This window comes from Paraburkholderia acidiphila (assembly GCF_009789655.1).
GTDB classification, from domain to species: domain Bacteria; phylum Pseudomonadota; class Gammaproteobacteria; order Burkholderiales; family Burkholderiaceae; genus Paraburkholderia; species Paraburkholderia acidiphila.
In genome coordinates this window covers 1,050,793-1,075,085 of record NZ_CP046911.1, presented here as the reverse complement: position 1 = coordinate 1,075,085, position 24,293 = coordinate 1,050,793, and the positions used below count along the sequence as shown (strand labels likewise).

23 protein-coding genes are annotated in these 24,293 nt (G+C 64.4%); 20 read left to right on the top strand and 3 right to left on the bottom strand.

Going from position 1 to position 24,293, the window contains the following annotated elements; translation table 11 throughout:
- Positions 1-73 precede the first annotated feature (73 nt).
- The 4 genes from FAZ97_RS29090 (at position 74) to FAZ97_RS29075 (ending at position 2,780) form a co-directional block, all read left to right on the top strand.
- A complete protein-coding gene (locus FAZ97_RS29090) occupies positions 74-1,204 on the top strand; it encodes an ABC transporter ATP-binding protein (RefSeq protein ID WP_158762183.1) in 1,131 nt (376 codons plus the stop codon).
- A gap of 29 nt (positions 1,205-1,233) precedes the next feature.
- The gene (locus FAZ97_RS29085; protein WP_158762182.1) at positions 1,234-1,467 is read left to right on the top strand and encodes a hypothetical protein; all 234 of its coding nucleotides are present in this window, start codon (positions 1,234-1,236) and stop codon (positions 1,465-1,467) included.
- 693 nt (positions 1,468-2,160) lie between these two features.
- Complete coding sequence (locus FAZ97_RS29080; protein ID WP_069262207.1) at positions 2,161-2,391, top strand: type II toxin-antitoxin system Phd/YefM family antitoxin; 231 nt, start codon at positions 2,161-2,163, stop codon at positions 2,389-2,391.
- On the top strand, positions 2,391-2,780 hold the full coding sequence (locus FAZ97_RS29075; RefSeq protein ID WP_158762181.1) for a type II toxin-antitoxin system VapC family toxin: 390 nt from the start codon (positions 2,391-2,393) through the stop codon (positions 2,778-2,780). Before FAZ97_RS29080 ends, FAZ97_RS29075 begins: the two co-directional genes overlap by 1 nt.
- Here the strand turns inward: FAZ97_RS29075 and FAZ97_RS29070 are convergent.
- On the bottom strand, positions 2,759-3,808 hold the full coding sequence (locus FAZ97_RS29070) for a LacI family DNA-binding transcriptional regulator (protein ID WP_158762180.1): 1,050 nt from the start codon (positions 3,806-3,808) through the stop codon (positions 2,759-2,761). The two genes, FAZ97_RS29075 and FAZ97_RS29070, sit on opposite strands and share 22 nt — an antisense overlap.
- 313 nt (positions 3,809-4,121) lie before the next feature.
- Here FAZ97_RS29070 and FAZ97_RS29065 point away from each other — a divergent pair, with 313 nt between their 5' ends.
- From FAZ97_RS29065 to FAZ97_RS29015, 12 genes are all read left to right on the top strand, one after another.
- Positions 4,122-5,417 (top strand): extracellular solute-binding protein, encoded by a 1,296-nt coding sequence (locus FAZ97_RS29065; RefSeq protein ID WP_158762179.1) that lies wholly within the window; start codon positions 4,122-4,124, stop codon positions 5,415-5,417.
- Between the two features lie 88 nt (positions 5,418-5,505).
- Entirely contained in the window at positions 5,506-6,423 is a 918-nt protein-coding gene (locus FAZ97_RS29060; protein WP_233271867.1) for a carbohydrate ABC transporter permease, read from the top strand.
- Between the two features lie 3 nt (positions 6,424-6,426).
- Positions 6,427-7,254, top strand: a complete 828-nt coding sequence (locus FAZ97_RS29055; RefSeq protein ID WP_158762178.1) for a carbohydrate ABC transporter permease — start codon at positions 6,427-6,429, stop codon at positions 7,252-7,254.
- 52 nt (positions 7,255-7,306) lie between these two features.
- Positions 7,307-8,437 carry an ABC transporter ATP-binding protein gene (locus FAZ97_RS29050; protein WP_158762177.1) on the top strand — a complete coding sequence of 377 codons (1,131 nt, stop codon included), beginning with the start codon at positions 7,307-7,309 and terminating at the stop codon, positions 8,435-8,437.
- A 107-nt stretch (positions 8,438-8,544) separates the two neighbouring features.
- Positions 8,545-10,953 carry a glycoside hydrolase family 3 N-terminal domain-containing protein gene (locus FAZ97_RS29045; RefSeq protein ID WP_158762176.1) on the top strand — a complete coding sequence of 803 codons (2,409 nt, stop codon included), beginning with the start codon at positions 8,545-8,547 and terminating at the stop codon, positions 10,951-10,953.
- 73 nt (positions 10,954-11,026) lie between these two features.
- Positions 11,027-11,794, top strand: coding sequence for an SDR family NAD(P)-dependent oxidoreductase (locus FAZ97_RS29040; protein ID WP_158762175.1), 768 nt, complete (start codon positions 11,027-11,029; stop codon positions 11,792-11,794).
- A 2-nt stretch (positions 11,795-11,796) separates the two neighbouring features.
- Entirely contained in the window at positions 11,797-12,675 is an 879-nt protein-coding gene (locus FAZ97_RS29035; protein WP_158762174.1) for an SMP-30/gluconolactonase/LRE family protein, read from the top strand.
- A gap of 165 nt (positions 12,676-12,840) precedes the next feature.
- Positions 12,841-13,467 (top strand): hypothetical protein, encoded by a 627-nt coding sequence (locus FAZ97_RS29030; protein WP_158762173.1) that lies wholly within the window; start codon positions 12,841-12,843, stop codon positions 13,465-13,467.
- Between the two features lie 117 nt (positions 13,468-13,584).
- Positions 13,585-14,361: an SDR family oxidoreductase gene (locus FAZ97_RS29025; protein WP_158762172.1), complete on the top strand. Its 777-nt coding sequence runs from the start codon at positions 13,585-13,587 to the stop codon at positions 14,359-14,361.
- A 27-nt stretch (positions 14,362-14,388) separates the two neighbouring features.
- Complete coding sequence (locus FAZ97_RS35280; RefSeq protein WP_199272179.1) at positions 14,389-14,598, top strand: RNA polymerase sigma factor; 210 nt, start codon at positions 14,389-14,391, stop codon at positions 14,596-14,598.
- Positions 14,599-14,605: 7 nt separating this feature from the next.
- Entirely contained in the window at positions 14,606-15,280 is a 675-nt protein-coding gene (locus FAZ97_RS29020; protein ID WP_199272178.1) for a sigma factor-like helix-turn-helix DNA-binding protein, read from the top strand.
- Positions 15,281-15,454: 174 nt separating this feature from the next.
- On the top strand, positions 15,455-16,603 hold the full coding sequence (locus tag FAZ97_RS29015; RefSeq protein ID WP_158762171.1) for a GGDEF domain-containing protein: 1,149 nt from the start codon (positions 15,455-15,457) through the stop codon (positions 16,601-16,603).
- Positions 16,604-16,626: 23 nt separating this feature from the next.
- Here the strand turns inward: FAZ97_RS29015 and FAZ97_RS29010 are convergent, their stop codons facing one another.
- Together FAZ97_RS29010 and FAZ97_RS29005 are read right to left on the bottom strand one after the other, a co-directional pair.
- A complete protein-coding gene (locus FAZ97_RS29010; RefSeq protein ID WP_158762170.1) occupies positions 16,627-17,511 on the bottom strand; it encodes an amidohydrolase family protein in 885 nt (294 codons plus the stop codon).
- Positions 17,512-17,551: 40 nt separating this feature from the next.
- A complete protein-coding gene (locus tag FAZ97_RS29005; RefSeq protein ID WP_158762169.1) occupies positions 17,552-18,049 on the bottom strand; it encodes a MarR family winged helix-turn-helix transcriptional regulator in 498 nt (165 codons plus the stop codon).
- A gap of 111 nt (positions 18,050-18,160) precedes the next feature.
- On the opposite strand from FAZ97_RS29005, the gene FAZ97_RS29000 reads away from it, so the two are divergent.
- From FAZ97_RS29000 to FAZ97_RS28985, 4 genes are all read left to right on the top strand, one after another.
- The gene (locus FAZ97_RS29000) at positions 18,161-18,988 is read left to right on the top strand and encodes a p-hydroxycinnamoyl CoA hydratase/lyase (RefSeq protein WP_158762168.1); all 828 of its coding nucleotides are present in this window, start codon (positions 18,161-18,163) and stop codon (positions 18,986-18,988) included.
- Between the two features lie 36 nt (positions 18,989-19,024).
- On the top strand, positions 19,025-20,476 hold the full coding sequence (locus tag FAZ97_RS28995; RefSeq protein ID WP_158762167.1) for an aldehyde dehydrogenase: 1,452 nt from the start codon (positions 19,025-19,027) through the stop codon (positions 20,474-20,476).
- An 82-nt stretch (positions 20,477-20,558) separates the two neighbouring features.
- Positions 20,559-22,472 (top strand): feruloyl-CoA synthase, encoded by a 1,914-nt coding sequence (locus tag FAZ97_RS28990; RefSeq protein ID WP_158762166.1) that lies wholly within the window; start codon positions 20,559-20,561, stop codon positions 22,470-22,472.
- A 12-nt stretch (positions 22,473-22,484) separates the two neighbouring features.
- A complete protein-coding gene (locus tag FAZ97_RS28985; protein ID WP_158762165.1) occupies positions 22,485-24,272 on the top strand; it encodes an acyl-CoA dehydrogenase family protein in 1,788 nt (595 codons plus the stop codon).
- The last annotated feature ends 21 nt before the right edge of the window (positions 24,273-24,293 follow it).

Sequence of the window (24,293 nt, the reverse complement as noted above, 5' to 3'; positions counted from 1 at the left end):
AACCCGCGCGAAGAAGGCCCAGTCGCCAACCTCGCGCGGGACGGCAAGCAAGAGCACTAAGGAGGACGTAACAATGGGCGAACTCGTATTGCGCAACGTCGTGAAAACGTACGGCGAAGGTCCGCAGATCATTCAGGGCATCGACCTGCATATTCCGGACGGCCAGTTCACGGTATTCGTCGGGCCGTCGGGATGCGGGAAGTCGACCATGCTGCGCATGATCGCCGGCCTTGAGGAAGTGAGCGGCGGCGACATTCTGATCGACGGCGTGCGCGTGAACGATCTGCAGCCGGTGGACCGCGGCGTGTCGATGGTGTTCCAGAGCTATGCGCTCTATCCGCACATGACGGTGGCGGAGAACATGGGCTTTTCGCTGAAGCTCTCGGGCAAATCGAAACGCGAAGTGCGCGAGGTGGTGGGCCGAGCCGCCGAAATCCTGCAGATCACGCATTTGCTCGACCGCAAGCCCAAGGCGCTCTCGGGCGGCCAGCGGCAGCGCGTTGCGATTGGCCGCGCGATCGTGCGCAAGCCGCGCGTGTTCCTGTTCGACGAACCGCTGTCGAATCTCGACGCCGCGCTGCGCGTGCAGATGCGCATCGAACTGGCGAAGCTGCACCGTGAACTCGGCACGACGATGATTTATGTGACACACGATCAGGTCGAGGCGATGACGCTCGGCGAGCAGATCGTGGTGTTCAACAAGGGCAACATCGAACAGACGGGCGCGCCGCTCGATCTGTACGACCGGCCCGCGAACCGCTTTGTCGGCGGCTTTATCGGCTCGCCGCAAATGAACATGCTGAGCGCCACGGTCGTGTCGCAAAACGGCGTGCAAACGGTCCTGGCGCTTGCGGGTGCGAGCCATCGCATCGCGCTGTCGGGCCGTCCTGACCGTGCGCTCAACGGCGAATTGACCCTGGGCGTACGCGCCGAACACCTGAGCATCGGCCAGGCGGACGAAGGCATCGCTGCCCGCGTCGAACTGGTCGAGCATCTGGGCGACGTATCGATCCTGCACGCGCGCCTGGATGGCATGGCGCACGCCATCGCGCTCAAGCTCGACAAGAGGGACGCGCAGTACGAACCGGGCGCGCGTGTGGGCATCAAGGTGGCGTCGTCGGCTGTCACGCTGTTCGACGCGCACGGCGCGGCGGTGGCGTTCGAGCGCCCCGCAGTGGGAGAGCACGTGCAAGCCGTCGTTTGATGGGCGCGAAGGCGATGGAGACGAGTCCGATGGCGAACAAAGGGTCGAAGGACGATGTCGAGTCCACTGCAGCGGCGCCGTCCGGGCTGGCTGCGGAGCCAGATGCGCCCGCCGGCGTGACGGACCGGGAACGCGCGCCGCCGCGCGAGCGCCCGGACCGGCAGGAGAGGCGGCGCGAACCGCTCCATGCGTTCATCGTCCACTTCGATGCGGAGCCTTCATCGAAGCCGCTGCCCCCGGATCGTCCGGACCGGCAAGCATGACGATATCGGGACAGGGATGATTACGAGTGTCGCGAATGGGCGTTACGACTTTTATTACCGCTCATTTAACGTTAGCCGGAACGGTACTTTTTTGCAGTACCCTGTGGCGAGCTTGCCAGGCGCTCTTCCCTTGCTGGGCCGGGATCTGGCGGGGTTTACGTGTACGCTGCGGCATTTCGCCGAGCCCAGGTAAACCACGCATGGCGGTGCCAGAACGGTGCATTTAACATGAATTAACGTTAAGGGTAACGTTATTATGTTTCTGCTTAATCGACGGTCTGCAGCAAGTGCAATCATCTCCCCCAACGCGCCGCTTCCCTGCGGAAGCGTCCATACGGCCAAGCGAGGCGTACACCGCCTTTCGAATCTGGCCGCCGGCGAGCAACACACCCTGTTGTCTTGCCTCGCGGTTCGCTCGATCACCACTCGGGCTGCTTGACGGGCATTCACCAGACATATCGATTATATGAAAGCGCAAGGCCCGCCGGGGTGTATTCAAGCGAAACATGTTACCGGTAAAAACCCGTAGTGCGTTGGTCCAGGGGACGCCGGCGGCAGAGCGTATTTCAGGCAGCAAACTGTTGGGCAAGGCCGATAAAGAGCCATTGGGGAACGAGGCGCAGGTATTCGATTGCGCACGCAACGACCCGATGCAATAACAATCCAATTGAATTTTGATGGGTGGAGAACGTCATGGAAAAGCGAGTATCGAAAGCCATTTTCAAGTCCCGGGCCTGCGAGCTGTTCCGCCAGGTCGAAACGCTCGGCGAAACCGTCGTCGTGACGGACCGGGGACAACCTACCATTGAAATCCGGCCCTATCGCAGCAAGACGGAGAATCCGCTCGAACTGCTGCGTGCGTCGATCACGCATTTCAACCTCAAGCACGCGCTTGCACCGGTCCCTGCCGAGCAGGAAGAGTAATGATTACGCTCGACACGCTTGCGCTCGTGTGCTGGCTCGGCAAGCAGAAAGCGTTGAGCCAGGCCGCGCACGATGCGATCGACCGTGAACTCGACGGCGGCGAGATTCTCATTTCGGCAATCAGTGCGCTGGAAATTGCGGAGTTCGTAAAGGCCGGCAGCCTCGGGCTCACGATGGACGCCCGTAGCTGGCTCTCCACGTTTCTGAAGCTCGATGGCGTGCGCCTGATTCCGGTCGATTCCGAAATCGCGTTCCGGGCGGCGACGCTGCCGCCCGCGCTCACCTCGCATCAGCGGCTCATTGTCGCGACCGCCCGCACGCATGGCGGCGCGCTCGTGACCTCCGATGCGAAGGTGCGCGCTTCGACTTACGTCGAAACGATCTGGTGACGCGAGCGGCGGTGCCGCGTCCTGGCCGGCCCGGTCGAGTCGCGCACCACCAGCTCCGCGGGCAGTGTGATGCGCTGCGAAGCGGCGTCGATGCCGGCGATCTGCGCGAGCAGCGTATTGACCGCCGAGCGCGCCATCTGCTGGAAGGGCTGGCGAATCGTAGTGAGTGCGGGATGAAACTGCTCGGACATCGGAATGTCGTCGAAGCCGATCACGGAAATGTCGTCGGGTACGCGCAGGCCGGCTTCCCTGACCGCGGCGATCACGCCGAACGCGCTTTGGTCGTTGGCCGTGAAGATCGCGGTGGGCGGATCGGCAAGATTGAGCAGGTCGAACGTGACGTCGAACGCCATCATTTGCGAGAGATCGCCCGCGGCAACCAGCGCGTCTTCGCGCGGCAAGCCGAGCTTGGCGAGCGTGTCGCGATAGCCGCGTTGACGGTCGCGCACCCCCTCGATGGTTTCGTCGCCGGCGAGGAAGGCAATGCGCTTGTGACCGAGTTCCGCGAGATGTTCGACCGCGAGGCAGGCGCCGCCGTAGTTATCGACGGATACCGAAGGAAAGCCCGTGAGCGTGCCGCGCTGATCGACCACCACCACCGGCACGTTGGCCGTGGCGAGCGCTTCGAGGCAGAGCGATTCGCGCGGCAGGATGGCGAGAATGCCGTCCGAAAACTGTTGAATCAACCCAAGCAGGTCGTGATGCGTATGACGGTCTTCGTCGAACACGGTGTACACCAGCATTTCCATGCCCGCGCCGCGAGCCGCGCGGCCCGCGCCGAGCACGAGTTCGCTGGAAAACTGCGTGTCGAGCGTGGGGGTGATGATGCCGATGATGCCGTTGCGGCCGCCGGAGAGTTTCTGCGCGGTACGGTTCACGACATAGCCGATGTCCGAAGCGATTCTCAGCACTTCGTCGCGCGTTTCGCGCGACACGCCCGGACGTCCGTTGAGCGCGCGCGACGCGGTCATTTGCGACACGCCGGCCAGCTTGGCGACGTGCTCAAGCGTGGGAGTTTGCCTTGCCATGCGTGGTGTGGGCTTGCGAGAGGTCATGTCTGCGAAAGCTCGCTCGTGACTCGCCGGTTACTCCGCGGGCTAGTCTCTAGTCACGTTAGCGATACCGTTTATGTGCTGGCTATTCTATCAGATGCGCGGTTTTTCAAAAGTTCAAGCGCGCACCAACCTTGCGCGGGGCGCAAGCTCCGGGCGGGGGCTCACCAGGAAAATCCCGCATAGCCGTAGTTCACGTCTCGGCTTAACATTCATTAACGTTAAGGCTAACGTTAAATCCTCAGGTAACTCAGGTAGCTCTCAAAATTCCATAAGAGGGGACACAAACATGGCGTACCCAGGTTTCTCCAAGGCGCGGGCAATCGCCGGCGCCACGGCACTGCTGTTCTCGCTGACTGCAGTAGTCTCGAACGCCGTTGCGGCGGATGCCAAAACGATCACGGTGTGGGATCAACAGACCAATGCGTCGTCGAGCAAGATCATTCGTGACGCGTCGGACCGCTTCGAAAAGGCGGACCCGGGCTACAAGGTCGAGAATTCGCACGTCCTGAACGAGGCCTACAAGACGAAGCTGAAGGTCGCCTTCGGCGCGAACCAGCCGCCGTGCGTGTTCGAGAACTGGGGCGGCGGCGGTCTGCAGGAGTATGTGAAATCCGGCCAGATCGTCGACCTCACGCCGTACCTGAACAAGGATCCGGCTTTCCGCGGCCGCTTCATGCAGTCGTCGTGGAACGTCACGACGTTCGGCGGCAAGACTTACGGCGTGGCCGCCGAAAACGCCGCCGCCGCCGTGATCTTCTACAACAAGGAAGTGTTCAAGAAGTACGGCATCACGCCGCCGAAGACGTGGGATGAACTGATGCACGTCGTCGACGTGCTGAAGCAGCACAACGTGGCAGCGTTCTCGCTCGCGAACAAGAACAAGTGGACCGGCTCGATGTACTACATGTACCTCGTCGACCGTATCGGCGGTCCGCAAGTCGTGAGCGACGCGATCGCCGGCAAGGGCAAGGGCTTCGAAGATCCGGCGTTCGTCGAAGCGGGCAAGCGCATTCAGGAACTCGTGAAGGCTGGCGCGTTCGCGCCGGGCATCAACGGTCTGGACTACGACTCGGGCGCTTCGCGCCGTCTGCTGTACTCGGGCAAGGCTGCGATGGAACTGATGGGCGCCTGGGAAGCTTCGACGATCGCGAACGAAAATCCGGGGTTCTCGAAGGATCTCGACTTCTTCCCGTTCCCGAGCGTGCCGGGCGGCAAGGGCGACCCGCGCGACCTGATCGGCACGGTGGGCGATGGCTTCCTGAGCATCTCGACCGAGTGCAAGACGCCGGACGCCGCCTTCAAGCTGATCCAGGCTCTGACCGACGACCAGGCGATGCAGGCACGCGCGTCGGATGACCACAAGCTCCCGCCGGTCAACAACGTCAAGATCGACGATCCGTTCACGCAGCGTCTGCAGCAATTGCTGGCCGCGGCGCCGAGCGTGCAGCTCTGGTACGACCAGGCACTGCCGCCCGCGCTGGGCGAGCTGCACAAGGACACGACGCAGGCGCTGTTCGGTCTGTCGGTCACGCCTGAGGCGGCTGCGCAGCAAATGGAAGCCGCTTCGAAGAAGGGCGGCTGATCTTGAGGGCCTGTTATTAACGTGACAGGCCCTAACACTCAAGAAAAGTCCGGTTGGCGCCGCAAGGCGCCGGCCGGCAGACAAGCTCGTGAATATCGCACTTTCCGCTACACCTGAACGCCGGCTGAAGCTATCGTCGCAAACGCTCGTCACGGTCGTGTTTCTTGCGCCGTCGCTGCTGCTGCTGGCCGTGTTCCTGCTCTATCCGCTCGTTTCCAGCCTGCGGCTGTCGCTGCTCGACTGGAACGGCCTTGGCAATACCGCCCGCTATACCGGGCTCGCGAACTGGGCACGGCTCGCCCACGACACGGTGTTCTGGCAATCGCTGAAGAACAACGTGATTCTCGCGGTCGCCTCCATCGTGATCCAGCTTCCTGTCGCGCTCGCGCTCGCGGTGCTGCTGGAAAAGGCCGGCCGTGGCTCGCGCGTGCTCAAGGTGCTCTATTTCCTGCCGCTGCTCATGTCGAGCGTGGCGATCGGCGTGCTGTTCAAGCAGATCTACGATCCGAATTTCGGACCCCTGAACGTGGCGCTGCAGGCCTTCGGCCTGGATGGCCTCGCGAAGGACTGGCTGGGCGACCCGCATTTCTCGCTGGGCGCGACCATCGCCGTGATCATCTGGCAGAACGCGCCGTTCTACATGATCCTGTTCCTCGCCGGCCTCTCGTCGATGCCGGCCGAGGTCAACGAAGCCGCGCTGCTCGACGGCGCTTCCGAGTGGACCATTTTCTGGCGCATCAAGCTGCCGCATCTGCAAGGCACGGTGCGCACGGCGGTGATTCTCTCGGTGCTCGGCTCGCTGCGTTACTTCGATCTGGTCTTCGTCATGACCGGCGGCGGCCCCGAAGGCTCGTCCGAGGTGATGGCCACTTATATGTATCGCACGGTGTTCAGTTCGTTCCAGCTCGGCTACGGCAGCACCATCGGCTCGGCGATGTTCCTGATCGTTATCGCGGTGGCGGCGGTGTCGATGTACTTCACGCGTCGTTACGCAACCGAGGTCTGAACCATGAAAAAATTCCGCTTTCCGCGCGTGGGGATTCCACTGCTCGCGCTGATCTGGCTGGCCGTCACGACGATCCCGTTCATCTTCATGGTCGTGTCGAGCTTCAAGAGCCAGGAAGAGACCTTCGCGACGAACGTGTGGGCGCCCCCGAGCCATCTGTTTTTCGGCAACTACGCCGCTGTGCTGCAGGGGCCGTTCTTCACGTACTTCCGCAACAGCGTGTTCACCGTGGGCGTTTCGGTGGCGCTGATCGTCATCATCAGCGCAATGGCCGCCTATGTGTTTGCACGCATGCGCTTCGCGATGAACAAGATGCTTTTCGGTCTCGTGGTCGCCGGCATGATCGTGCCGCTGCACGCCACGCTGGTGCCGATCTATCTGCTCACGCGTAACCTCGGTCTTTACGACACGCCGTTCGCGCTACTCGGCCCCTATGTGGCGCTCAGCCTGCCGGTGTCGATCTTCATCCTGACCGAGTTCATGCGCCAGATTCCGCGCGAGCTCGAAGAAGCCGCGAAGCTCGACGGCTGCAGCCCGTTCCGCATTTTCTGGCGTATTTTCTTCCCGCTTTCGGGGCCGGGGCTCGCCACCGTGGCGATCTTCAACGGCATCGGTCTCTGGAACGAATTCATCTTCGCCTACATGCTCACGTCGACGGCCGAGCATCGCACGCTGCCGCTCGCGATCTGGGACTTCATGGGGCAATACGCTTCGAACATACCCTCGATGCTGTCCGTTCTCGTGCTCACGTCGTTGCCGCTGATCGTTGCCTACGCATTCGGTCAGGAGCGCGTGATCAAGGGGATGATGGCCGGCTCGCTCAAGGGCTGATCGGGCTGATCTGGCTGATCCGCATCGCACACCGAACTTTGCATAAATCGATATGGCAAGCATTTCCCTCAATAACGTACAGAAGGCCTACGCGAGCGGCAACGCGGTGATTCGCGACGCCAACCTCGAGGTCGGCAAGAACGAATTCTGCGTGTTTCTCGGGCCTTCGGGCTGCGGCAAGTCCACGCTGCTGCGCATGATCGCCGGTCTCGAGTCGATCACCGACGGCGAGTTGCGCATCGACGGCCAGCGCATGAACGAGGTCGAACCCGCGAAGCGCAAGGTCGCGATGGTGTTCCAGAACTACGCGCTCTATCCGCATATGAGCGTGTACGAGAACATGGCATTCGGTCTGCGTCAGGCGAAAATCGACAAGGCCGTGATCGACAAGAAGGTGCGCAGCGCCGCTGCGGCACTGCAACTCGACACGTACCTCGAACGCCGTCCCGCAGCGCTTTCCGGCGGCCAGCGCCAGCGTGTCGCGATTGGGCGCGCCATTGTGCGCGAGCCGGGCGTGTTCCTGTTCGACGAACCGCTGTCGAATCTCGACGCCGCGCTGCGCGTGCAAACGCGCACCGAGATCGCGCGTCTGCATCGCGAGTTCAGCGAAGCGAGCGCCGTGTATGTGACGCACGACCAGGTCGAAGCGATGGCGCTGGCCGACCGCATCGTGCTCATGCAGGCCGGTGCGCATATGGAGCAGCACGGCAGCGTTGCCCAGGTGGGCGCGCCGCTGGATCTGTATCACCATCCGAAGAGCCGCTTTGTCGCGGGCTTCATCGGCTCGCCGAAGATGAACTTCTTCGCCGGCACGGTGGTGGGTGGCGACGATGGCGGCGTGGTCATCGACCTGGAAAGCGGCGAGCGCGTGCGTGCACGCGTGGACGGCTCGCGTGCGCGCACCGGTATGAAAGTGACGCTCGGCGTGCGCCCGGAACATTTGCGCGTGGCCGTCGATCCGCGCAATGAACAAACGCTCGCGAGCCGCGTGAAGCTGGTCGAACACATGGGCGAGCACAGCTATATCCACGCGACGCAAACGGGTCCGGCCGCGGTGACCTTGATCGCCAAGGTGCCCGGTGACAGTCCGCTGACGCACGATGAAGCGGTCAACCTGGCGCTGCCTCCCGAGGCTTGCCACGTGTTCGACGATCATGACATGGCGCTGCGACGTCTGATCTAAGCGGTGCGCGGCTTTTGCCGCGCGTCTGCGCAACGCCAATTTTAAAAGCACAACTAAGCAGGCGGTGAGCAAGAACACCGTCTGGTGCAATACCAGGGAGTGAATCGATGTCGCTTGAACACACCACTGAGGTTGCGGTCTATCGCCGCGCCGACGCGCCGACCGAGCAACGCGTGGCCGATCTGCTCGCACGCATGACGCTCGACGAAAAGATTGCCCAGCTTCATGCCGCGTGGCTGAAGCTGTCCGCCGACGGCGATCACAAGGCGCGTTCGATCGATTTCGCGCAAAGCGCGAACAGCCTCACGGTGGACCAGATTCTGGAGCATGGTCTTGGCCAGATCACGCGTCCGCTCGGCACGCATACGGTCGATCCGAAGGAAGGCGTGCGCGCGCTCAACGAACTGCAGCGCAAGATGATCGAAGACACGCGCCTGGGCATTCCCGTCATGTCGCACGAGGAATGCCTCGTGGGCCTCATGATCAAGGACGCCACGCTGTTTCCCTCGCCGCTGAACTACGCGGCGACGTGGAACCCGAGCCTCGTGGGCGAAGTGGGGCGCATCATCGGCGAGCAGGCGCGCTCGATCGGCTGCCATCAGGGGCTTGCGCCCGTGCTCGACGTGTCGCGCGATCCGCGCTGGGGCCGCACCGAGGAAACGCTCGGCGAAGATCCGTATCTGGTTGGCGTGCTCGCGTTTCACTACGTGAACGGTCTGCAAGGCGAGCGGCGCGATGTGCTCGCCACGCTCAAGCACTTCGTTGGTCATTCGGCGAGCGAAGGCGCCCGCAATCATGCGCCTGTGCATGTCGGCCCGCGCGAGCTGAACGACGTGTTCCTGCTGCCGTTCGAAATGGCGGTCAAGCTCGCGCATGCGGGCTCGATCATGCCGGCATACCACGATATCGACGGCGTGCCCTGCCATGGCGACCGCGCGCTGCTGCACGATACGCTGCGCGAGAAGTGGGGCTTCGAAGGCCTCGTCGTCGCGGATTACGCGGCCGTGGATTTGCTCTACAGCCATCATGCCGTGGCGCACGACAGCGCGTCGGCGGCGGCGCTTGCGTTCAATTCGGGGCTCGACGTCGAACTGCCGGGGCACGAGTGCGCGGTCCACTTGAAGGAAGCGCTCGAACGCGGCGAGATCACGGAAGCGACGATCGACACGGCGGTTTCGCGCGTGTTGCGCACGAAATTCCAGCTGGGCCTGTTCGAGAATCCGTACGTGGACCCCGAGCGCGTGGATGTGAAGGGCACGGCGGCGGCCGATACGGCCTACCAGGTCGCGCTCGAATCGGCGGTCCTGCTGCGCAACGAAGGCGGCGTGCTGCCTTTGCAAGCCGATGGCGCACAGAAAATCGCGGTGATCGGCCCGACCGCCGACGACCCGCTCGCGCTGCTCGCGGGCTACAGCTTCCCGGTGCACCTCATCAATTCGGGCGAACAGTCGGTCGCTTCGATCGCCACGCCGCTGGGCGCATTGCGCGCGCTGCTCGGCGAGGAGCGCGTGCTGCATGCCAAGGGTTGCGACATCATCAAGGAACGCCGTGCGGGCGCGCCGGTGTTCCCCGGCGACGTGTCGCTCGACCTGAGCGGCAGCGCCAACCGCGACGAATTGATCAGTGAGGATACCGAAGGCATCGCGCCCGCAGTCGCCGCCGCGCGTGCGGCGGGGGTGGCAATCGTTTTCGTCGGCGATCTGGCCGGGTTGTTCCAGTCCGGTACGGTGGGCGAAGGCTCGGACACGGACAGCCTCGAACTCCCGGGCGTGCAGCTGCAATTGCTCACGGCCGTCGTCGAGAGCGGCACGCCCACCGTTGTGGTGATGACGGGCGGTCGCCCGTACAACCTCGGTGGTCTCGAAGATCGCATCGCCGCGCAGATCATGGCGTTCGCACCAGGCGAGCGCGGCGCCGAAGCACTTGCCGATCTGCTGGTGGGCCGCGCCAATTTCAGCGGCCGCATGCCGCTGTCGGTGCCGAAGAGCGCAGGCGCGGTGCCGTATGTCTACAACCACCGCCTCAAGAGTGCGGGCACGCCGATCGCGTACCACTTCGGCAGCCGCTATCCGTTTGGTTTCGGCCTGGGCTACGCGCCGTTCCGTTATAGCGATCTCGCGCTCGCGCAACGCGAAGTCCCGCTTGAAGACGGCACGGTGGAACTGAGCTTCACGGTTGAGAACATCGGCGAGCGCGACGGCACGGAAATCGTGCAGATCTACGTGCGCGACCAGCACGCTTCGGTGGCGCGGCCGGTGCGCGAATTGAAGGCGTTTGCGCGGGTGCCGCTCGCGGCGGGCGCTAAGGCGCGCGTGCGCGTGACGCTGCCGGTCGACATGCTCAATTTCACCGATGCACGCGGCGAGCGCATCGTCGAACCCGGTGATTTCGATTTGATGGTGGGCAGTTCGAGCCGCGACATCCATCTGCGCGGCACGGTCACGGTCGCGGGCAACGCGGTGCGAACGCTGCCGCGCGACTGGCGCATGCTGAGCGCCGTCGAGGTCGTATCGTAAGGGCAGGGGAAGCAGGTCAGGGCGGCGCGCCAGGGCCTGTTTGGGGTCTGACAAGTTAAAACTGGAATATCTGATGTCGTACGCAATCTATCCGAGCCTCGCGGACAAAACCGTCGTTATTACCGGCGGCGGCAGCGGTATTGGCGCTGCGGTCGTCGAGGCGTTCGCGCAGCAGGGCGCGCGCGTGTTCTTCCTCGACGTGGCCGAACAGGATTCGCTCGCCCTGCAGGAAACGCTTCGTCATGCGAAGCATCCGCCGCTGTTCAAGCGCTGCGACCTGCGCAGCGTCGACGCGATCGAAGGCGTGTTCGCTTCGATTGTCGAAGCCGCGGGCCCGATCGACGTGCTCGTGAACAACGCGGGCAACGACGACCGCCACGATATCGGCGAACTCACGGGGCAGTACTGGGACGAGCGTATCGCCGTGAACCTGCGCCATCAGTTCTTCTGCGCGCAGGCCGCCGCGCGCGGCATGCGCGAGGCGGGACGTGGCGTGATCCTGAACTTCGGTTCGGTGTCGTGGCATGTCGCGTTGCCGAACCTGCCGATTTACCTGACCGCGAAGGCCGGCATCGAGGGCCTCACGCGGGGTCTCGCGCGCGATCTGGGCGGCGCGGGCATTCGCGTGAACTGCATTATCCCGGGCGCCGTGAAAACGCCGCGCCAGATGAAGCTGTGGCAAACGGCGGAGAGCGAAACGAAGGTGGTGGCGGGGCAGTGTCTGCCACTGCGCATCGAGCCCGAGCATGTCGCGCGCATGGCGTTGTTCCTCGCTTCCGACGACGCCTCGCGTTGCTCCGGCCGCGATTACTTTGTCGACTGTGGATGGTACGGAGAATAACGATGCCGGTTCCTGTGTGCGTATGGCCGATCGGTGCTGAGCTTGGCGAAGGGCCGCTATGGCAGGCTGCGGAAGACGCGATCTATTTCGTCGATATCAAGGGCCGCCAGATTCATCGTCTCCTGGTCACGACCGGGGTACGCACGACGTGGTACGCGCCTGACCAGGTCGGCTTTCTCGCGCCGCTGGGGGACCGGGTTTTCGTGTGCGGCATGCCCGACGGCCTGTATCGCTTCGATGCGGTGAGCGGCGAGTTCGACAAGCTGATTGACGTCGAGCCGCATTTGCCGGGCAATCGTCTGAACGACGGCTTCGCCGATGCCCAGGGGCGCTTGTGGTTCGGCTCGATGGACGATGCCGAAGCAGCGCCGAGCGGCACGCTGTATCGCGTGGACGAAGGCGGCAAGATGAGCGCACAGGACAGCGGCTATGTGATCACCAACGGCCCGGCCATGAGCCCGGACGGCCGCACGCTTTATCACAACGACACGATGCGCCGCGTCGTTTATGCATTCGATGTGGCCGTCGACGGCACGCTGTCGCGCAAGCGCGTCTTCACCGCGATTGTCGGCGACGGCCACCCGGACGGCATGGCGGTGGACGCCGAGGGCTACGTGTGGGTCGCGCTATTCGGCGGCTGGCGTATCGACCGCTATTCGCCGCAAGGCGAGCTGGTCGATCAGATTGCGTTTCCTTGCGCGAACATCACGAAGCTCGCGTTCGGCGGGGACGATCTGCGTACGGTTTATGTTTCGACCGCATGGAAGGGGCTGACGGCCGCCGAGCGCGAGAAGCAGCCGCACGCGGGCGGGTTGTTCTCGTTCCGCTCGCCGGTGCCGGGGCAGGCTCAGGCATGCTGCACGGCGGCCTTCGCGCGGTAAGCCATATCGGCCGTGCTGGCCACATCGATCGCATAGACCGCATAGACTGTATAAGACCAAAGTCCGATGCTCGGGGCGTTCCGCGGTGTTAGGCTCCGAGAGCACACGCCAGGGTCCCGGACCGGCGCAACAAGCGTGGCACCTGATCGTTTCAAGGGGACTACCATGCTCTATCGATCGAATACGTGCGTTTCGTTCGCGCGCAGCCTTGCGCTCTGCGTCGCGGCCATTGGCGTCTATGCCGCCTCGGCACCGCTGTGCCTGGCCGCCGACACCGAGGCCTCCGCCGCTTCGGAAGCCATGCCGGCCGGGGCATCCGTCGACACGGAAAGCGGCACGATCAGTCTGATCGATCAGAAGAATGCGCTCATCGTCGTGACCGTGCCGGGCCGCGACGACCTGAGCTTCAGTGTGAAAGATCATCGCGACGTGCTCGATGTCGTCAAGGTTGGCGACAAGCTTACAACCCACTATCTGGAGCCGTACGTCACCGGATTGACGCCCGCCGCGGGCGCGGCGGTCACGCGCCTCACCCACACGGCAAAAGTGACCCAGCATTCCTCCGGCGCCGACAACGAAAACTTCCAGGTGCTCCGCGTCTTTACCGGCGTGGCGCAGGTCACCGCCGTGGACCGCAAGCTCAACCTCCTGACCATCGTGGACAAGTCGGGCACGGCGCGCTCCGTTCGGGTGAGCCGTCCGGATCTCATCGAGGTGATGCAGACCCTCAAGCACCATAGCCACGTGAAGATCACGTACGAATCCGAGATGACCGTCACCGTCGAACGGTAGCGGCCACGCAGCGCCGTCGAAAATATTTTCGAACGGACCGATCCGTTTTCGTTTGCCCAACCGTCTTTAGCATGCCGGTCGCAGAGTGCGCTGGCGTCGACCAGACAGGAGGGCGCGATGCAAACGCTTCAGAATCAAACGGTGCTGATCACCGGTGGTAACCGGGGATTTGGTCTTGCCATGGTGGAGGCCTGCCTTCGCAGGCAAGCGAAAGTCACGGTGCTTGCGCGCGACAGCGACGGCCTCGGCGCGATCGAGCGCCTGGGCGCGCAAGCCGTGCAAGGCGACGCGACGGACGCCATGCTCATGGACCGCCTCGTCAGGGACCTGCAGCCCAGGGCGCTCATTCTCAATGCGGGCGCGACGCCGTGGATGGGGCCGATCGACGAGCAGAGCTTCGAAAGCTTCTCCATCGTCTGGAATAACGACGTCAAGGCCACGCTTCATGGCATTCAGGCGGCGCTCAAGGCGCCGATGCCCAAGGGCGGCCGCGTGCTGCTTGCTTCGAGCGGTGCGGCGCTCGTGCTTTCCCTGCCGGCCATCCACCCCGAGGGGATGCGCCTTTCGGGCGGCTACATGGGTGCCAAGCGCATGATCTGGCTGATGGCGCACAACGCGAACAGCGTGGCGCGTACGCGCGGGCTTGGCCTGCATTTCCAGGTCTTGTTGCCGTTGCAGCTCGTCGGTGCGACGGGCCTTGGGCGTGCGGTTGCGAACGCGTATGCGGAGCGGGAGGGCACGACGGCGGAAGATCATCTGGCGCGCTACGGCGCGCCGCTCCTGCCGGAACAATATGGCGAAGACGTCGCGACGCTCCTGACCGATCCGCGCTACGCCGATGGCGTAGCCTACGGGTTCCGGCGCGATACCCCGATCGCACCGCTCGACGTCTAGTCGCCACCTTCCGCGAGGAGCGCTTTCATGCCGGACACGCCGACGAACCCCGAAGACTTCGATACGCTGCTTGGCACGTTGCGGCCACGACTGCACCGCTATTGCGCGAGGATGACGGGTTCGGTCATCGACGGCGAGGACGTGGTGCAGGACACGCTGCTCAACGCCTATGAAGCGCGGTGCCACCGTTGGCGCGATCGCGAATCGGGAGGCCTGGCTTTTCCGCATCGCGCATAACGCGGCGATGGACTTTCTGCGCCGGCATGCGCGCGATGGCACGCCACTCACGCTTGAGATCGACGAGACGATCGCGGCGCCGGGCGATGCGCAGCAGGATCGCGAGATCGCCACGGCTGGTTTGCATACGTTCATGCGACTCGCGCCGCCCCAGCGTTGCGCGGTGATCCTCAAGGACGTGCTCGGGTACTCGGTGGAAGAGGTTGGTGAGGTCATGGAAACGAGCGTACCTGCCGCGAAGTCCGCGCTGCAGCGAGGGCGCGCCCGTCTGCGTGAACTGGGTGATCAGCCGCCGCAACCGGCCAGACCCGGTCACGTTCTCGCCGAACCGGAGCGCAGGCGGCTCGTAGAGTATGTCGCGTGCTTCAACGCGCGGGACTTCGACACGCTGCGCTCGATGCTGGCGGACGACGTGCAACTCGACCTCGTGAACCGGCTGCGTGTGAAAGGGCGGGACAAGGTGGGCGAATACCTGCACCGTTACGCGCTCGCACAGCAGTGGCGCTTCGAAGCGGGCTGTGTGGAGGGACGGCCCGTCATGGTGGTGTTCGACCGCGCCGATCCGGCTGGCGGCCCGGCGTATTTCGTGGCGCTCGATTTTGCCGGTGGCGCGGTGACCGGCATTCGGGACTTTCTTTATGCGCGCTATGTGCTGGATGGTGCGGGGTTGCGAATGCTCTAGCTGTAGCTTTCCCCGCCGTCTGCCACCCCCGCATTCCTAAAGTTTCCCTTACAGCTTGCCGTTATCGCAGTTGGGCGGCGGCGCCCGTTGCTTTCGCACGGCCGTACGCCCCCGACTTTACAGGGCGCGAGAGGCGAAAACGTCTGGCGCGCGGTACGACCGACGGTGACGCATGTGAGCTCCCGCAACGAAATCTACTCTTTGCCGCGTGGCAAGCTGGCCCGTTGGTTGACCGAGCCCGGACAGGACACGCCGCACGATATTCGTGTCGCCCTTGTCGGCACCTTGTTCGGAACCCTGCCGATTTTCTTCGGCGGCGTATCCAATACCGTGGCCGTGGCGTGGGTCCTGGCGCGCCGTCACGGAACGCTTCCGTTCAAGTTCTGGCTCATCGCCGAAATCGTCGTCTGTATGGTGCGGCTCGCCATACTCACGCTTTCGCGCCGCCGCGCGAGGGAGGGCAAGAGCACGCCCACCGACTTCTATATTCTGCTGGCGCCGTTGTGGGGGGCGACGGTGGGCTATGGCGCGCTCGTCAGCGCCATGAGCCGGGACTGGGTTTCCGCCACGCTAGCCTTCCTCTCCGCAGCCGCCATGGTGGGCGGGATCTGCTTCCGCAATTTCGCGGCGCCGCGCCTCGTGGCGGTCATGATCTGCCTTTCGCTCGGCCCGTGCTGTATCGGCGCGCTATTGGGCGGCGAGCCGGTTCTCCTGCTCTCGCTCCTGCAAATTCCCTTCTATCTGTTCGCCATGAGCGCCGCCGCGCGTCACCTGAACGCCATGCTCATCTCGACGATGAAGGCCGAACGGGAAAACAGCCATCGCGCGCGCCATGATGCGCTCACGGGGCTGCTGAACCGCGATGGCCTGTTCAGCGCGGCGGGACCGGCAAGCGCCACGCCCATCAAGGCGGGCATGGCGGTATTCTTCGTCGATCTCGACGGCTTCAAGCTGGTCAACGACGCGCATGGCCACAAGGCCGGCGACATGCTGCTCGTGCAGGTCGCCAGCCGCCTGCGCATGCTGGCCAGCGCGGGCGCGTGGGTGGCCCGCATGGGCGGCGACGAATTCGTGATCGTCGATCCTCACGTGGACCGCGCGCCGCGCGAGTGGGCCAGCGTCGTGACCGAAGCGATCGAGCGGCCGTTCGAACTCGCGCCGGGGCTGCTGGTGAGCGTCGGCGCGAGCGTCGGCTTCACGACGGTCGCGGCGGACGACATGGACGTCGATCTGGTCTTGCGCCGCGCCGACCTCGCGATGTATGCCGTCAAGCGCGAGAAGGCGCCGGGCGAACCCGTTCCCGCGGTTGAAAGACCCGCATGACGCTCGCGGGGCGCGCCGCTTCTTCAGGGCTTTGCGGCGAGATCCAGCAACCGCACCGCATTCTCCTTGAGGATCAGGGGCCGCACTTCCGGCTTGATGTCGAGCGTATCGAAATCGGCGAGCCAACGGTCAGGGCGGATCAGAGGAAAGTCCGAAGCGAACAGCACCCGCTCGCGCAACAGCGTATTCGCGTATTTCACCAGCTCTGGCGAGAAGTATTTCGGCGACCAGCCCGACAGGTCGATATAGACGTTGGGTTTGTGCAGCGCGATGGAAAGCGCCTGCTCCTGCCACGGCCACGACGGATGCGCGATCACGATCTTCATGTCGGGGAAGTCGGCGGCCACATCGTCGAGATAGATCGGCTCCGAATACTTCAGGCGCAAGCCGCCGCCGCCACGCATGCCCGAGCCCATGCCCGAGTGGCCGCTATGAAAAACGGCGGGCAAGCCATATTCGGCAATCACCTCGTATAGCGGATACGCCAGCCGGTCGTTGGCGAAAAAGCCCTGCATGGTGGGGTGAAACTTGAAGCCGCGCACGCCGTGCTCCTCGATCAGCCGCCGCGCCTCGCGCGCGCCGAACTTGCCCTTGTGCGGGTCGATACTGGCGAACGCGATCATGATGTCGGCGTTTTCCCGCGCGAAGCCGGCGATCTCTTCGTTGTCGATGCGGCGGCGCCCGATATTCGCCTCGCAATCCACCGTGAACATCACGAAGCCGATCTTGCGCTCGCGGTAGTGCTCGATCGTTTCCGGAATCGTCGGGCGGCGGCCCTGCTTGAGCACGGTGCCGAAGTACTTGTCGGCGGCCTCGTCGAATTCCTTCGCGAAGAGGTCGGGCGGCTGGCAGCACGACACTTCGGCGTGAACGTGCGTATCGATGGCGACGAGTTGGTCGATGTTCAAGGGTGTCTCCTCCTTTTTGTCTTTCGCGGCAGGCGTGCTTTCAAGCGGCACGCAGATTGCGCACGCAGGCATGCAGCAGCGCGTGCAGTTTCTCCGCTGTTTCGGTGTCCATATCGTCGAGCATCGCGCCTTCCACGTGATCGGCGGCGGCGTCGCATTCGCCCAGCAGCGCATTGCCTGCCTCGGTGAGCGAAAGCAGCACCACGCGGCGGTTCATTGGGTCGGCTTCGCGCATGACCCAGCCGTTCGTCTCCATCGTCTTCACGACTTCGTTGGCCGCCTGCGGCGTGATGAACGACCGCTCGGCGAGTTGCGCATTGGAGGAGCGCCCGCGCGCGCGCAACACGGAAAGCGCGGTGTATTGCGGCAGCGTGAGTCCGTGACGTGCAAGCGCTTCCGTGAGGCGGCGGGAGACGACGCGGTCGAGCTGGCCGATCAGGTAGCTCAGACGCATGGGCGGCACCGCGTGCGGGCCGCCTTCGGCGCTCTGCTGCGCGGTTCGCGCGCGCGGCGCCTTGGGGGAGGTTTTCTGGTTCATCGCGTTTTACGGGTTTGTACCGACGAGATCATATTCTACTTTACATATCAGGTAGCCTGATAGTAAATTGATTTCAAGCCGCGAGTGCGGCAGTGTCTACGGAGATAGAGAATGAGTTACGAAGGTCGCTGGAAAACGGTCAAGGTTGCAGTTGAGGGCGGCATCGCGTGGGTGACGTTCAATCGCCCGGAAAAGCGCAACGCCATGAGCCCGACGCTGAACAAGGAGATGATCGACGTGCTCGAAACGCTCGAGCTCGACGGCGAGGCGCATGTGCTCGTGCTGACCGGCGAAGGTTCGGCGTGGACGGCCGGCATGGATCTGAAAGAATATTTCCGCGAAGTCGACGCGGGCCCCGACGTGCTGCAGGAGCGCATTCGTCGCGACGCGAGCCGCTGGCAATGGCAACTGCTGCGCATGTATTCGAAGCCGACCATTGCGATGGTGAACGGCTGGTGCTTTGGCGGCGGTTTCTCGCCGCTCGTGGCGTGCGATCTCGCGATTGCCGCCGACGAAGCCACGTTCGGCCTTTCGGAAATCAACTGGGGCATTCCGCCGGGCAACCTCGTGAGCAAGGCGATGGCCGATACGGTGGGGCATCGCGAGGCGCTTTACTACATCATGACGGGCGATACGTTCACGGGCCAGCAGGCCGCGAAAATGGGGCTCGTCAACAAGAGCGTGCCGCTCGCGCAGCTGCGCGAAGAAACGATTGCGCTCGCCGCGAAGCTGCTCGACAAGAACCCGGTCGTGCTGCGCAACGCGAAGCACGGCTTCAAGCGTTCGCGCGAACTGACCTGGGAGCAGAACGAGGACTACCTCTACGCAAAGCTCGACCAGGCGAACCATCGCGACAAGGAAGGCGGCCGCGAGCAGGGCCTCAAGCAGTTCCTCGACGAGAAGAGCATCAAGCCGGGCCTGCAGGCCTACAAGCGCTGATCGTTCACAACACATAAGGACAGAGGAGACAACGACATGCATGAAACCGGCCTCTTGATTGGCGGCGTGGCGCGCGCCGCGTCGAATGGCAAGACCTTCGAGCGCATCAATCCGGCAACGGGCGCGGCGGCCACGCGCGCGGCCGCCGCCACGCTGGAAGACGCCGACGCGGCCGTGGCCGCCGCCGCGCGCGCGTTTCCCGCCTGGGCCGCGCTCACGCCCACGGAGCGCCGCAAGCGCCTGCTCGCCGCTGCGGACAAAATGGATGCGCGCACAACTGATTTCATTGCCATTGGCGCGGCGGAAACGGGGGCGATGGCGAACTGGTACGGCTTCAACGTGATGCTGGCCGCCAACATGCTGCGCGAAGCGGCTGCGATGACCACGCAGATCGACGGCGCGGTGATCCCCTCCGACGTGCCCGGCAGTCTCGCAATGGCCGTGCGCCAGCCGTGCGGCGTCGTGCTCGGCATGGCACCCTGGAATGCGCCAGTGATTCTCGCCACGCGTGCACTCGCCATGCCGCTCGCGTGCGGCAATACGGTGGTGCTGAAGGCTTCCGAAGGGTGTCCCGGCGTGCATGCGCTGATCGGCCAGGTGCTCAATGAGGCAGGCTTGGGCGAGGGCGTCGTGAACGTGCTCACGCATGCGCCGGAAGATGCGCCCGCCATCGTCGAGCGACTGATTGCCAACCCCGCCGTCAAGCGCGTGAACTTCACGGGCTCGACGCGCGTGGGCCGCGTCGTCGCCGAGCATTGCGCACGGCATCTGAAACCGGCGCTGCTCGAACTCGGCGGCAAGGCGCCGGTGCTCGTGCTCGACGACGCCGACCTCGACGCGGCGGTGGATGGCATCGCCTTCGGCGCGTTCTTCAACCAGGGGCAAATCTGCATGTCGACGGAACGCGTGATCGTCGATCGCAAGATTGCCGACGTGTTCGTGGAAAAACTCGTCGCGAAGGCGTGCACGCTGAAGGCCGGCGACCCCACGCAGCCAGGCTCGGTGCTGGGTACTTTGGAAAGCGAAGCGTCGGCGCGGCGCATCCGCGCGCTCGTGGCAGATGCGCGCGAGAAGGGCGCGAACCTGCCGCTCGGCTGTGAGGTGAACGGCGCGATCATGCAGCCCGTGATTGTCGAAAACGTCACGCGCGAGATGAAGCTCTATGCCGACGAATCGTTCGGCCCCGTGGTGACGGTGCAGCGCGTGGATGGCGACGACGAAGCCGTGCAAGTGGCGAACGATAGCGAATACGGTCTTTCGGCGGCCGTGTTCAGCCGCGATATCACGCGCGCGATGAACGTGGCGAAGCGCATCGAATCGGGCATCTGCCATATCAACGGGCCGACGGTGCACGACGAAGCGCAAATGCCGTTCGGCGGCGTGAAGGCGAGCGGCTATGGGCGCTTCGGCAGCAAGGCATCGATTGCCGAATTCACGGACCTGCGCTGGATCACCGTGCAGACCGGCCCGCGCCACTATCCGATCTGAACGCGCTCAATACATGAATTACCGGGCCGGCTGCGTCGACACACGGCGCCGCCTGGCACCGGGCAAGCAAAGGAGACAGGCTTTGGATTCGGAGCCGACCCAAACGCACGCTCGCGCGCTCGTGCAGCCGGACTTCGCCGGTTACCGCGCCGTCGCGATCGGCTCGGCCGCGCCGCAGATCGAACGGCGCGGCGACTGCTGGTATTTGCGCTCGACCGAGGCGCTAGACGACTTCCCCGAGCGCGTGACCGACCGGCTCGTGAGCGGCGCGCACGCGCATCCGCACCGCTGGCTCGTCGCGCGCCGAGGCGCCGATGGGCAATGGCAGGGCATCAGCTACGAGCAGATGCTCGAACGCGCACGCGCGATCGGACAGGCGTTGATCGAGCGGGGTTTGTCGGCCGAACGCCCGGTCGCGCTGCTTTCGGGCAACGATCTCGAACACTTGCAGATGGCATTCGGCGCGCTGTGGGCCGGCGTGCCGTACGCACCGATTTCGCCCGCGTATTCGCTCGTGTCGAGCGATTACGGCAAGCTGCGGCACACGCTGGGGTTGCTCAACCCCGGCCTCGTATTCGCCACCGACGGTCCCGCTTTCGCAGCCGCGCTCGATGCCGCCGTGCCCGACTCCATCGAGCGTGTCGTGGTGACGCCGGCTGGGGGCGCTCGCCGCGAAACGCCGTTTGAGGCGTTGCTTCAGACGCAGCCGGGCAGCATCGAAGACGCGCAAGCGCGCGTGAATGGCGACACGATCGCGAAGTTCCTCTTCACTTCGGGCTCGACGCGCTTGCCCAAGGCCGTGCCCACCACGCACCGCATGCTGTGCAGCAATCAGCAGATGCTGCTGCAGACCTTTCCGCAGTTCGGCATGGAGCCGCCAGTGCTGGTGGACTGGCTGCCCTGGAATCACACGTTCGGCGGCAGCCACAACGTCGGTATTGCGCTCTACAACGGCGGCACGCTCTATATCGACGATGGCAAACCCGTGGCGGGCCGCTTCGAAGAAACGCTGCGCAACCTGCGCGAAATCGCGCCGACGCTCTACTTCAACGTGCCGAAGGGTTGGGAAGAACTGACCGCGGCGCTTGAAACCGACGCGCGCTTGCGCGAGACGTTTTTCTCACGCGTGAAGATGTATTTCTTCGCGGGCGCGGGGCTCTCGCAGGCGGCGTGGGACCGGCTCGAACGCGTGACGCAGGCCCATTGCGGCGAGCGCATCCGCATCATGGCGGGGCTCGGCATGACCGAGACCGCGCCGTCGTGTCTCTTTACGACCGGGCCGGTGATTGGCGCGGGTTATATCGGGCTGCCTGCGCCGGGCTGCGAGACGCGTCTCGTGCCGGTGGACGGCAAGCTCGAAGCGCGCTTTCGCGGACCGAACGTGATGAGCGGCTACTGGCGCGCGAACGAAACCGACCGTCACGAGGTGTTCGACGAAGAGGGCTACTACCGCACCGGCGACGCCGTGCGTTTCGTCGATGCCGAACGGCCCGAACTGGGCCTGCTGTTCGATGGCCGCATTGCCGAGGATTTCAAGCTCAGCTCCGGCACGTTCGTGAGCGTGGGGCCGATGCGCGCGCGCATCGTCTCGGGCGGCGCACCGTATGTGCAGGACGCGGTGATCGCGGGCATGGACCGCGACGACATTGGCGTGCTGATCTTCCCGCGTCTCGATGAGTGCCGCCGGCTCGCGGGACTCGACGCCGGGGCGGCAGCGCGCGACGTTCTGGATTCGCCCGCCGTGCGTGACTTCTTTGCTGACCTGATGGAGCGGTTGAACCGCGAGGCAACGGGCAGCGCGACCCTCATCACGCGGCTTCATGTGATGGACGCGCCGCCTTCGCTCGATCTTGGCGAGATCACCGACAAAGGGTCGATTAACCAGCGCGTCGTGTTGAGCCAGCGCGCGGCGCTCGTGAACGCGCTCTATGCCTCGGGCGGCGAGCATGCTGCAAGCGCGCGCGTGATCTTCGCGCGTCGTTTGCAGCAGGTTTAAGGGGCGGTCACGATGAGTCTCGACTATCAGGTGCCGCTGCGCGACATGCGCTTCGTGATCGACGAATGGATCGACGCGCCCGCGTGGTGGCGCAGCGTTCCCGCATGGGAAGACGTCGACGGCGCGATGGCGCAGCAGGTGCTGGAAGAAGCCGCGCGTTTCGTAACGGAACGTATCGCGCCGTTAAACTCGGTTGGCGATCTCGAAGGCTGCCGCTTCGAGGGCGGCGAGGTTGCGATGCCAGCGGGCTTTCGCGAAGCCTATGCCGACTTCGTGGCGGCAGGCTGGCCCACGCTCGCGCTCGACACCGTAGCGGGTGGTCAAGGTTTGCCGCAACTGCTGGAAGTCGCACTTCAGGAAATGCTCGCGGCGGCCAATCATGCGTGGCTGATGTCGCCCGGCCTCACGCACGGCGCGACGGCATGCCTGATGGCGCACGGTTCCGCTGCGCTCAAGCGCGATTGGCTGCCGAAGATCGCAAGCGGCGAGTGGCTGACCACAATGTGCCTGACCGAGCCGCAGGCGGGCAGCGATCTCGCGCTGCTGCGCGCACGGGCCACGCCCGACGCGGTGCACGAAGCGTGGCGTATCGACGGCAGCAAGATTTTCATCACGGGCGGCGATCACGATCTGACCGCGAACGTCGTGCACCTCGTGCTCGCGCGTCTGCCCGACGCGCCGCCGGGCACGAAAGGCCTCTCGCTCTTCGTGGTGCCGAAATGGACCTTGGGTGCGAACGGCGAGCACGTGCGCAACGGCGTGCATTGCGAAGGCATCGAAAAGAAGATGGGCCTGAAGGCGAGCCCGACCTGCTCGATGCGTTTCGAGCAGGCGCTGGGCTGGCTGGTCGGCGAGCCGCATCGCGGCCTCGCTTCGATGTTCGTGATGATGAACGCGGCGCGCCTGCAGGTGGCGATGCAGGGCGTGGGCCATGCGCAGCTTGCCTGGCAGCGCGCCCATGCGTACGCGCACGAGCGCACGCAAATGCGCGCCGTGAGTGCGCCCGCGCATCACGAAGGCGAGCCGGGTCGGGCTGCGCCCATTGCGTTTCATCCGGCCATGCGGCGCATCCTTCTCGACTTGCGCGCGAGCGTGGAAGGCGAGCGGGCCATCGGCTACTGGATCGGTTACTGGCTCGACGTGGCCGCGCGCCATCCCGACGCGCAGGAGCGCCAGGCGGCCGGGCAGCTCGCCTCGCTGCTCACGCCTGTCGCCAAGGCGTTCTTCACCGCCAATGGCTTTGCCGCTGCGTCGAGCGCACTGCAGGTATTCGGCGGCTACGGCTACATTCACGAGTACGGCATGGAGCAGACCGTGCGCGACTGCCGCGTCGCGATGCTTTACGAAGGCACAAACGAAATACAGGCGATCGATCTGCTCGTGCGCAAGGTGCTGGGTGATAGCGGCGGAGCGTTACGCGCCTTGTTGGCGCATGTCACGGCGGAAGCCGCGCGCTGCACGGCCGCCGGCGATCCGGCGCTAACCGGCGCGGGTGCACGGCTCGCCGCGCTGGTTGCCGACGTGCAACGCATCACAGGCGAAATCGCGCAGGGCAGCGCGGACGATCGCGAGTTGCCTTACCGCGTAGCCGACGATTACCTCGCGCTCGTCGGCTGGCTGCTGCTCGCGTTCGCCTGGGCGCGCACGCTGCGCATCGCGCTGAACGCACCCGCCGACGATCCGTTCTACGCCGAAAAGCGCACCACGGCGTGTTACTTCTTTGCTTACCCGCTCGCGGCGTTCGATCACCGGTTGCAGCTCATCGAAGTGGGTTGTCGTGTTCCACTGCCGCACGTATGAAAATTTTTCAGCGCGTAGTTT